This is a genomic window from Acinetobacter sp. CIP 102637 (assembly GCF_000368425.1).
GTDB lineage: Bacteria > Pseudomonadota > Gammaproteobacteria > Pseudomonadales > Moraxellaceae > Acinetobacter > Acinetobacter parvus.
Genome location: NZ_KB849435.1, coordinates 166,528 through 176,466 on the forward strand (window position 1 = coordinate 166,528; position 9,939 = coordinate 176,466).

General features: G+C 43.3%; 10 protein-coding genes. 7 read left to right on the top strand and 3 right to left on the bottom strand.

Annotated features, from left to right (window positions below; all coding sequences use genetic code 11):
- Positions 1-34: 34 nt before the first annotated feature.
- From F967_RS03965 to F967_RS14055, 6 genes are all read left to right on the top strand, one after another.
- Positions 35-1,075 carry a rod shape-determining protein gene (locus F967_RS03965; RefSeq protein ID WP_004678210.1) on the top strand — a complete coding sequence of 347 codons (1,041 nt, stop codon included), beginning with the start codon at positions 35-37 and terminating at the stop codon, positions 1,073-1,075.
- A gap of 17 nt (positions 1,076-1,092) precedes the next feature.
- Entirely contained in the window at positions 1,093-1,950 is an 858-nt protein-coding gene (gene mreC / locus F967_RS03970; protein ID WP_004681616.1) for a rod shape-determining protein MreC, read from the top strand.
- Entirely contained in the window at positions 1,937-2,428 is a 492-nt protein-coding gene (gene mreD, locus F967_RS03975; RefSeq protein WP_004760895.1) for a rod shape-determining protein MreD, read from the top strand. Before mreC ends, mreD begins: the two co-directional genes overlap by 14 nt.
- Entirely contained in the window at positions 2,416-2,982 is a 567-nt protein-coding gene (locus F967_RS03980; protein ID WP_004798339.1) for a Maf-like protein, read from the top strand. The genes mreD and F967_RS03980 overlap by 13 nt, the downstream gene beginning before the upstream one ends.
- A 56-nt stretch (positions 2,983-3,038) precedes the next feature.
- A complete protein-coding gene (gene rng, locus F967_RS03985) occupies positions 3,039-4,493 on the top strand; it encodes a ribonuclease G (RefSeq protein WP_004681611.1) in 1,455 nt (484 codons plus the stop codon).
- Between the two features lie 135 nt (positions 4,494-4,628).
- Complete coding sequence (locus F967_RS14055) at positions 4,629-4,802, top strand: PA1571 family protein (RefSeq protein ID WP_004681609.1); 174 nt, start codon at positions 4,629-4,631, stop codon at positions 4,800-4,802.
- Between the two features lie 36 nt (positions 4,803-4,838).
- Here the strand turns inward: F967_RS14055 and F967_RS03990 are convergent, their stop codons facing one another.
- Positions 4,839-6,224 (bottom strand): WS/DGAT/MGAT family O-acyltransferase, encoded by a 1,386-nt coding sequence (locus F967_RS03990; protein ID WP_004798340.1) that lies wholly within the window; start codon positions 6,222-6,224, stop codon positions 4,839-4,841.
- Positions 6,225-6,503: 279 nt separating this feature from the next.
- Complete coding sequence (locus tag F967_RS03995; protein ID WP_004681607.1) at positions 6,504-7,232, bottom strand: phosphoadenylyl-sulfate reductase; 729 nt, start codon at positions 7,230-7,232, stop codon at positions 6,504-6,506.
- 171 nt (positions 7,233-7,403) lie between these two features.
- On the opposite strand from F967_RS03995, the gene thrH reads away from it, so the two are divergent.
- Positions 7,404-8,021: a bifunctional phosphoserine phosphatase/homoserine phosphotransferase ThrH gene (gene thrH / locus F967_RS04000; protein ID WP_004798341.1), complete on the top strand. Its 618-nt coding sequence runs from the start codon at positions 7,404-7,406 to the stop codon at positions 8,019-8,021.
- A gap of 153 nt (positions 8,022-8,174) precedes the next feature.
- On the opposite strand, the gene F967_RS04005 is transcribed toward thrH, so the two are convergent.
- A complete protein-coding gene (locus F967_RS04005) occupies positions 8,175-9,461 on the bottom strand; it encodes an OmpP1/FadL family transporter (protein ID WP_004798343.1) in 1,287 nt (428 codons plus the stop codon).
- Positions 9,462-9,939 lie beyond the last annotated feature (478 nt).

Genomic DNA, 9,939 nt, shown 5'->3' on the forward strand with positions numbered 1-9,939 from the left:
TGTATTCACACAAAGTTTAATTGAGAACGCCCCCGTGATTCTAAAACGACTAATTGGCTTGTTTTCGCCGGATTTAGCCATTGATCTAGGTACTGCAAATACCCTTATTTATGCACCAGGCCGTGGCATTATATTAAATGAACCAACAGTTGTGGCCATTCGTCACAGCGGCTCACAAAAGATTGTGGCGGCTGTAGGGATTGATGCTAAACAAATGTTAGGCCGTACACCAGCGAATATTTCAGCAATTCGTCCAATGAAAGACGGTGTGATTGCTGATTTTGAAGTCACTGAGACCATGCTGAACCAGTTTATTGGCAAGGTGCACGAAAAGCGTCTGTTTCCACCAGCACCGCGTGTGGTGGTGTGTGTGCCATGTAAATCAACATTGGTTGAACGCCGTGCCATTCGTGAGGCTGTGTTTAATGCGGGCGCGCGTGATGTGCGCTTGATCGAAGAGCCGATGGCTGCCGCAATTGGTGCGGGTATGCCAGTTGAACAGGCATGTGGTTCGATGGTGGTGGATGTGGGCGGTGGTACGACCGAGATCGCAATCATTTCATTACAGGGTTGTGTCTACGCAGATTCACTCCGTATCGGTGGTGATGTCTTTGATGAACAGATTATCAACTATGTTCGTAAGGCACACGGTTGCCTGATTGGCGAAACAACGGCTGAAACGATCAAGAAAGAAGTGGGTATGGCGATTGCTGATGGCAAAACGCTACAAATAGAAGTGCGTGGACGTAATTTAGCTGAGGGTGTTCCTCGTGCGATTACCGTAACTTCTGATGAAATTACTCAGGCGATTTCTGATCCACTACAAAGTATTGTCAGCGCTGTAAAATCTGCTTTAGAACAAACTCCACCTGAACTTTCTTCTGATATTGCTGAACGTGGCATTGTTTTAACAGGCGGTGGTGCATTGCTGCGTAACCTGGACAAACTCCTTGCCCAAGAAACAGGTTTACCTGTGATTGTTGCTGATGATCCTTTAACCTGCGTCACCCGTGGTGGCGGTAAAGTCTTAGAGTTTTTTGACAATCCAAACCATGATATGCTTTTCGTTGGTTAAACCATAAGGATCAGGCGGTGCAACCGAATCTTTTTTCAAGACAACCGCCATCTTTTCGCTCCTTTATCATTGCGGTCATTACATGTCTGGTGGTGCTTTTCTTTGACTGGCGCATGCCCTATGTCATCCAGCCTGCAAGGGATGTTCTGTACGCCGCGTATAATCCGATTTATGCGCTGGCAAGCTATCCTGTACTGTCGCGAGAATGGCTGAACCAACAAACCAAATCTGAAACCCAACTGCGCCGTGAAAACACTGCGATGCAGGCTGAACTCTTACAGGCACAGGTTCGACTCCAAAAACTTTCAGAACTCTCTGCGGAAAATAACCGTTTAAGGGGGCTTTTGGATACGCCATTGATTATTGATGGCCGTATGCAGATTGCGGAAGTGATTGGGACAGATGCTGACCCTTTACGTCATATCATCATTATCAACCGTGGTTCACTGGACCATTTAAAGGTGGGCCAGACCGTTCTGGATGATAAAGGCATTATGGGGCAGTTGATTAGTGTCTATCCGCACAGTTCGCGGGTGATGTTGCTGTCTGATAAAGAACACTCTCTCTCTGTACGTTTGGAACGTACGGGGATGCGTGCAATCGTCTCGGGTACAGGGGATTTGGGACAGCTCAAAATGGAGTATGTACCTACCAGTGCCAATATTCAGGTGGGGGACAAGGTGTTCAGTTCAGGCTTGGGTGAAAATTTTCCAGCAGGTTATTTAGTGGGAACGGTGTCTAAGGTGAGCCGTCATACTTCGGGTGAGTTTGCCGAAATTGATGTGAGACCAGCGGCCCAACTTGCCAGTGGCCATCATGTGGTGGTGCTGTTCTCTGAATCCTTAGCGCAGGAGCAACCTTATGCCGATCGCTAAGCTGAATTATGAAAAACGCAAAGACCCACTTTGGATGATCATCATTTCGATTGTGATCGGATCAATCCTGATGGTCTACCCAATCGCCTATGAAGCCTCAGGCTGGCGGCCATCCGTGATGCTGATGATCATGTTGTTCTGGATTCTTTACCAGCCTGTCTGGTGTGGAGTCTGGTTTGCATTCGGCATGGGACTGTTCGTTGATTTGCTGTTGGATGCACCTTTCGGTTTAAATGCACTGAGTTTTGTATTTATTGCCTTTGCGACACGCTATTTTATTCGTGAACGCCGTATCCTCACTTTTGGAAATTCATGGGTGATTGCGATGATTGCGATTGTGACGCATATCATTTTTCTGTGGATTAGCCAGACCATTGCAGGGACACATTTCTCGATTGCGCGTCATTGGCAGCCCGTGCTGACCAGTATCGTGACGTGGCCTCTGGTTTATTATTGTTTACATAAATGGCGCATATAATTCTCGCATCAAGCTCACCCCGTCGGCAGGAGCTGTTAAGGCAACTCAGTCTGGACTTTGATAGTTATAGTCCAGATGTTGATGAGGCTGTGCAGGACGGTGAAACTGTTGAACAGTATGTTGAACGCTTGGCAAGGGACAAGGCTCAGGTTGTTTTAAACCAGTACCCAGAAGCGATTGTGATTGCAGCGGATACCAGTTTAAGTTGTGCTGGAAAGATTATTGGAAAGCCAGAGTCAAAGCAGCATGCCTTTGAAATCTGGTCAGCACTTTCTGGACAGTGGCATGATGTCTACTCTGGAATCTGTGTGGCAAGCAGCTCGAAAATCTTGAGTACAGTAGTGCGTACCCAGGTTGAGTTCCAACGTTTAAGTCATGTGGAAATGGAAAAATACTGGGCTACTGGCGAACCTATTGGTAAGGCAGGTGCCTATGCGATACAGGGAATTGCGGCGCAATATATTCCACAGATTCGTGGAAGTTACAGTAATGTTGTAGGCTTACCCTTATATGAGACAGTACAGTTATTAGAAAGCGTTAAGGCCTCCGTATAAAATTACCAGGCTGATACTTTCGGATATAAGAATTTTTATAAAATTTTGAGTTGGTTATGGCAGAAGAATTGCTGATTAACGTCACACCGATGGAATGTCGTGTGGCCTTGATTGAAAATGGAACGGTTAATGAATTATTCGTTGAGCGTACGGTAAAGCGTGGTTTAGTGGGTAATATCTACAAGGGCAAGGTGGTGCGGGTGCTGCCAGGAATGCAGGCCGCCTTTGTTGATATTGGTTTGTCCAGAACCGCTTTTTTACATATCAATGATATGGTGTGGCCCCGTTCACAGCCAACTCCCAACGTTTTTGAGTTGCTACATCCTGGGCAAATCCTGACGGTTCAAGTCATGAAAGACATGCTTGGCACTAAAGGCGCCCGACTTAGCACTGACCTTTCTATCCCATCCCGTTATCTGGTGATGATGCCTTTTGGCAAGCATATTGGGGTTTCCCAGCGCATTGAGTCCGAAGAGGAGCGTGACCGTTTACGCAGCATGATTGAGCGTATTCAGGTTGAACACCAGTTACCAGGCAGCGTAATTGTGCGTACTGCCGCAGAGGGAGTGGATGAAGCGGCGATTGTGCAGGACATGTGCTATCTCGCCAAGCTTTGGGAATATATTCAACGTACCCAGCAAAGTACCGTTGTTCCATCCCTGATCTTTGAGGAATTGCCTTTGCCGCGCCGAGTGGTGCGTGATCTGGCCAGTGAACAAACTGCCAAAATTTATGTCGATTCACGGGAAATCTACGGCAAGCTGCAAGAATTTATTGATGAATTTATGCCGAGCATGCATGATCGTTTGATTCATTATCCTGGTGAAAAACCACTGTTTGACTTATATAACGTTGAGGATGATCTACAGAAAGCCTTGCAGACTCGGGTGGCGCTCAAGTCTGGTGGTTACCTGATGATTGACCAGACCGAAGCCATGACCACGATTGATGTCAATACAGGCTCTTATGTGGGTGGTCGTAGTTTAGAAGACACTGTGTTTAAGACCAATATGGAAGCCACACAGGTGATTGCAAGACAACTGCGTCTGCGTAATCTTGGCGGGATTATTATTATTGACTTCATTGACATGCAGGAAGCCGAACACCGTGACGAGGTGATGCGGCAGTTTGAAAAGATGCTGGAACGGGATCATGCTAAGACCAAGATTACCCAGGTTTCGGAACTTGGTCTGGTTGAAATGACCCGCAAACGTACTCGCGAGTCTCTGGAGCATTTACTGTGTGAATCATGCCCAACCTGTCAGGGGCGTGGTTATGTGAAGACGGCGGAGACAGTATGTTACGAAATATTTCGAGAAATCCTGCGCTATGCCCGTGCATTTGATTCCAAGGGTGGCTTTACTGTCGTTGCACATCCAGCGGTCATTGATCGGCTACTCACAGCAGAAGCCCCAGCCGTGGCGGATCTGGAACATTTCATTAATCGCGTGATTAAATTTCAGGTCGAAAATCTGTATACGCAAGAGCAATACGATATCATTTTAAGCTAAAGTTGTAACAATATTTCGCTTAATCCTTGTTACAACTGAAATTTTACTTTCGATCACAAATTTTAAATACTAGAACAATAAAATGAGCCATAGGCACTATTGGGTGTCTTAGCAAAATATAAGAGGTATATAACTATGAATGTCAGTGAAAGATTAGTGAATCACGGTTTTAAGCATGTTTTGGACAGTAATCCCGTAAATACGTGCTATATGGTTGATAGCCAAGGTAAAGAGGTTCAGATTACCACGGCCATGATTCGTTCCGCTTGTCATCAGCTTTTACAACGTTGCCGTGCAATTAAAAAATAAGGGGCTATGTAAAGCCCCTTAATTTTTTCTGCGAACTTAATTCGCAACTTTCTGTTCTGGCAAGTCCCGAATCGCCTTTTCAAAACGCTGAATTTCATCCTCTAAATGCGTAAGAAGTGTCTGCATTTTTGGTACAGTATTACGACACGCAATTAAACCGACTTCCAACTTGTCCAGATAACTGGTCATGGTGATGTTGAGTGCTTGACCATCCATGACGATAGATGCAGGGTAGAGCGCATCAAGTTTCGCACCATTCCAGTATAAAGGTTCACGTGGGCCTGGTACATTCGAGATCACAAGATTAAATGCCTGATGTTTTGGAAGCATGCCTGAAGCAATGTTTAAACCTGCTGGCCCATAGACTAATGCACTATAGATTAGGATTTCGTTTGCACTCATGCGGCTAAACCGCTGTTTTGAGTTCTGCATGCTACGGCGAATAATTTCTAAACGTTCAATTGGGTCCGCAATATGGGTGGCTAAATTTGCCAGAATCATGGTGATACGGTTGCTGAAATCAGAATCATCTGTACGCAATGAAGCAGGCACCATCGCAATTAACGGTTTTTTCGGCAAACTATTTTGATTGATCAAATATTCACGTAATGCACCAGAACATACCGCCAATACCACATCATTAAGGGTAACGCCCAGTGTTTTGGCAATACGACGGAAACGTTCCAGCTCAAAAGACTGGGCAGCAAAACGGCGGGAAGAGCTTACACGTTGGTTTAAAATTGACGGTGGTGCCTGAAATGTTGACACATGGTCAGGGTTTTTCCCAATTTCCTTAAACAGTGTTTGTGAAAGTTCCTGCATCACTTTAGGTGCAATTTCACACTGGGATTTAATCGTATCCAGAACTCCCCTGATTTTACTGACAGCAGGGGTTTTAGGTGCTTTCAAGCGTTTAGTACGCTTTCCTTCGACACACCATAATGGCACGACATGCTTTTCATTCGGATCTTTTGAAAGCGATTTTTCAATCAGACGCATACCTGCAACGCCATCTACCATCGCATGATGAATTTTGAAATACATCGCAAAACGATTCCCTTCGATTCCTTCAATCACATCGCAGGTCCAAAGTGGTTTTGCACGATCAAGCAGTGAGCTATGTTGCTGCGAGATATAGACCAGCAATTCACGGATACGGCCTGGGTTTGGTAAGGCAATATGGCGGAAATGGTGGTCAATATCGAACTCTTCATCCTCTCCCCAAAATAGCCCATTGAGCTGGTTGTTGAATGGTGGAACAGGAATACTTTTTGATTGTCGGATATCTTGAACCAGGTCATGAACGAAAGTAGGCGATGCATTTTCTGGAATCTCAAATAAAAACAAGCCACCTACATGCATAGGTTGCTGTCTTTTCTCTAAAGAAAGAAAAATGAAATCGATTGGGTGTAATGGGCGCATGTATATAGCCTCTCCTTGCATTTTTTATAAGATACTTGTAGGGTTTGATGACACTTCAATCATGCCGTGCATAGTCTAAACAATGTGCTATATCGCAATGGAACATAGCTCGCAAGATCGCATCCAACACACCCTATAATTCTTATTAGAATTATTGAACCGTTGTATGAAGTATATACGGTTTAGTCTGGTTAAAATATGACTTTGTACAGAGGAGTCAGAAAAAATAAAACCACTGACGAATCAGTGGTTTTTATATACCAAATCTGCTAGGCACTATTATTTAAGATTGCCTGCATGCAAACCACATTCTTTGTGTGTGGCTTCTTCCCACCACCAGCGACCTTCACGTTCATGCTGATTCGGAAGTACAGGGCGAGTACATGGTTCACAACCAATCGAGATAAAACCACGCTCATGCAGTGGGTTGTATGGAATCTCCATCATGCGAATGTAACTCCATACATCCGCGCTGCTCCAGTTGGCAAGCGGGTTGTATTTAATCAGTTGTTTGCCCTCGCCAGAGAAGCCGACATCGGCTTGAACCACAGGAACATCACTGCGGGTTGGACTCTGGTCCTTACGTTGCCCTGTAATCCAGCCATCTAAAGTGGCAAGTTTCTTACGCAAAGGTTGCACTTTTCGAACACCACAACATTCCTGATGCCCATCTTCAAAAAAGCTAAACAACCCTTTTTCATTAACCAGTTGTTGTACTGCTGCGGATTCAGGGAAGCAGATTTCAATAGTGATATTATAGTGCTTACGGACCGTTTCAATAAATTGATAGGTTTCCGCATGCAAACGACCTGTATCCAGACTAAATACACGAAAGGGTTTGCCAAGGCGTGAGGCAATATCAATCAGCACAACATCTTCCGCACCCGAAAATGAAATTGCAATCTCACCTTGCTGGCTAAGTGCGAGTTCTAAAATTTCTCGTGGCGATTTGTCTGCGTATTCAGCAGCGAGCGCATCTACAAGGTCAATAGTAGGAATAACAGTCATGAATGTTCCTGGCGATAGGCTTGGGCACAATTGTAAATCATTATAAGCAAAGCTGTTGGCCTGCTTGTGGTTTTAATCTTGCAGAATAAAACCGTTTTATTCAACAACAGCGCAAAATTGAAAATGTTAATGGTATGATACAGCAATTTTTAACCAACATTGGAAGCATTCATGGAAATCGTCTGCCTAGATCTTGAAGGGGTTTTGGTTCAAGAAATCTGGATTAATTTTGCAAAGAAAACTGGCATTAAAGAACTCGAGGCAACAACTCGTGATATTCCAGATTATGATGTATTAATGACCCAGCGTTTAAACATCCTTAAACAACATGGTTTGGGTTTAAATGACATTCAGGACGTTATTGCAGACATGGGGCCTTTTGAAGGTGCGAGAGAATTTGTGGAATGGGTGCGTACTCATTTTCAACTGATTATTTTATCTGATACATTCTATGAGTTTGCCCATCCATTGATGAAGCAGTTAGGCTGGCCAACAATTTTCTGTCATAAACTTGAGACCGATGAAAATGGCATGATTACTGCCTATAAACTGCGTCAACCAGATCAAAAGCGTCAAGCTGTAAAAGCATTACATGGTTTAAACTTTCGGGTAATTGCCGCAGGGGATTCCTATAACGACACAACCATGCTGGGCGAGGCTGATCACGGTTTCCTGTTTGATGCGCCTGCAAATGTGATTGCTGAATTTCCACAGTTTCCACCGTTACATGGCTATGAAGCGTTGAAACAAGCGATTCGTTCGGTATCGCAACGTAATATTCCTGAATAGATCTCTTGCAAAACCCCCTATAGTTCCCCCTTGAGAAGGGGGAAAACAAAGGGGTTGTAAATATTTTTACAAGAGGTCTAATAATTTTAAATTTTTGAGCACTAAAAAAGGCGAGTCATGAATGACTCGCCTTTTTTATAGATTGGGGTTGGCTTAGAAGCGGTAGCCCAATTTTAAACCATAAGCGATAGCGTTGTTGTCTTCAAATTCAGCAACATAGTTTGGAGTGTCAAATTGAGAAGCAGCTTGAGCTTTGGCATCACCTAACCAGAAGTATTTTACGCCACCAGCGATAAAGTAATTCGCAGCAGGGCTATATTGCAGACCTAGACCCACATTCCAATAACCTTCTGTTGGGCCAAGTGTAGTTACAGGGTTGCCTGCACCAGAATCCCAACCTACAGAGACGTTACCAGCCCAATGTTCATTAAGCTTACGTCCAACACCAGTAGTTACTGACCATTGATCATCAGTATAAGCTACGAGATCAAAACCATCTTTTTTCCCAGTTGATGCCACAACAGCTGCTTGTGTTGATGCCACACCGAATTTATAAGGGCGTACAGCGAAGTCTTTCCAGTTCACCCAGCGTACGTTTGCGAATGCAACAGTATCCGCCATGATCCCTGTTTGTAAATCAAGGTTAACAGATTGAGGTGTTGTAATATCTGTTTCTTTGGCTGGAATTGCATTTAAGCCAGCAAATAATCCAAGAGAGCTAAAACTTTCTTTTGCATCAGTTGAGTGTTTAATTTCAGAACGATAGGTTACAGATGCTTTTAATGCAATTTCTGGAATTTGATATGCAGCACCAGCTAACCAACCGATATCTCCAGTTTCTTTGATATCTGCGTTATATCCACCGAAAGTTGCAGAACCACCGTAAGCAGTACCACGGAGTTGAATATTACCTTTTACAGTTTGGTAGACTGGACCAGCATAAAAGTTTAAATTTTTATTTGGTTGAAAACCAAGAATCATAGAAAGGTTCTGAGTTTCAACTTCTACAGAAGTTCCTTGAGTGCCATTATGAAATGCACCTTGTCCTTGAAGTGCAGCAGCGGCACCAGGAAGCGCAGCAGGTAATTTTGCTGTATCAGTTGAATAGGTTGCTTTTGCTCCAAATGGTTGATCATAAATCAAACCAAATGAAAGTTGGTCAGCAAGTTGTAATTTTAGTGCTGCATGAGCAAACTGATAAGAATCAGCCATTTCACCAACACTAGTATTGGAGAGTAATGGTAGCGCAGCATTCGGGTAATTGGCTTTAGTTGTTCCTGAAACATCTGCATCTAGAACCGAAAGACCAGCTTCGAAGTAGTTACCTGGTTGTAAAAAAGCAGACATTGATTGACCTGAGCGATCTAGTGCAGCTGCAAAAGCTCCAGTTGCAGGTAGCGTCGCTAAGATCATGGCAGTGCTAAGATGTTTTAATTTCATTTTAAATCTTTCCTTGAACTTCAAGATTCTAAGTATTGACGAAGCTATGATTGGCTATAGCTTCATGTAACAAAAATACCATAATTAAAATAAGAGTAAATGTTTTAAATGAACTACACAGTACGATTGATTACATGAAATTTAACAAAAAAATGCTATAAAATTTAATATACATCTGTGTTTTTATTGATAATATGATGAAAAATATAAACTATTTTTCTAAGATCATAAGGTCAAATTTTTGCATTTTTACTAAAAAATTTTTTTGTAAGGTCAAGAGTTTTTTGTAAAAAATAGAATTTTTATAGAGGTGTTCCCACTTTTTTGAACAACTAAAAGCTTATATATAAGTAATATTCTGCTCTATAGCTGAATACGTAATTTATCCATTGGAGCGTAAAACCTCGGGGTTTAGCCCGAGGATATAAGCGACTGGCGTAAGCCATACGACATGAAATGTCGTTTTAAATACTTTTGC

Coding starts and splice junctions, on each gene's coding strand:
- mreD (WP_004760895.1), top strand. CDS start 1,937: ATGCCGATCGCTAAGCTGAATTATGAAAAACGCAAAGACCCACTTTGG.
- F967_RS03980 (WP_004798339.1), top strand. CDS start 2,416: ATGGCGCATATAATTCTCGCATCAAGCTCACCCCGTCGGCAGGAGCTG.
- rng (WP_004681611.1), top strand. CDS start 3,039: ATGGCAGAAGAATTGCTGATTAACGTCACACCGATGGAATGTCGTGTG.
- F967_RS14055 (WP_004681609.1), top strand. CDS start 4,629: ATGAATGTCAGTGAAAGATTAGTGAATCACGGTTTTAAGCATGTTTTG.
- F967_RS03990 (WP_004798340.1), bottom strand. CDS start 6,224: ATGCGCCCATTACACCCAATCGATTTCATTTTTCTTTCTTTAGAGAAA.
- F967_RS03995 (WP_004681607.1), bottom strand. CDS start 7,232: ATGACTGTTATTCCTACTATTGACCTTGTAGATGCGCTCGCTGCTGAA.
- thrH (WP_004798341.1), top strand. CDS start 7,404: ATGGAAATCGTCTGCCTAGATCTTGAAGGGGTTTTGGTTCAAGAAATC.
- F967_RS04005 (WP_004798343.1), bottom strand. CDS start 9,461: ATGAAATTAAAACATCTTAGCACTGCCATGATCTTAGCGACGCTACCT.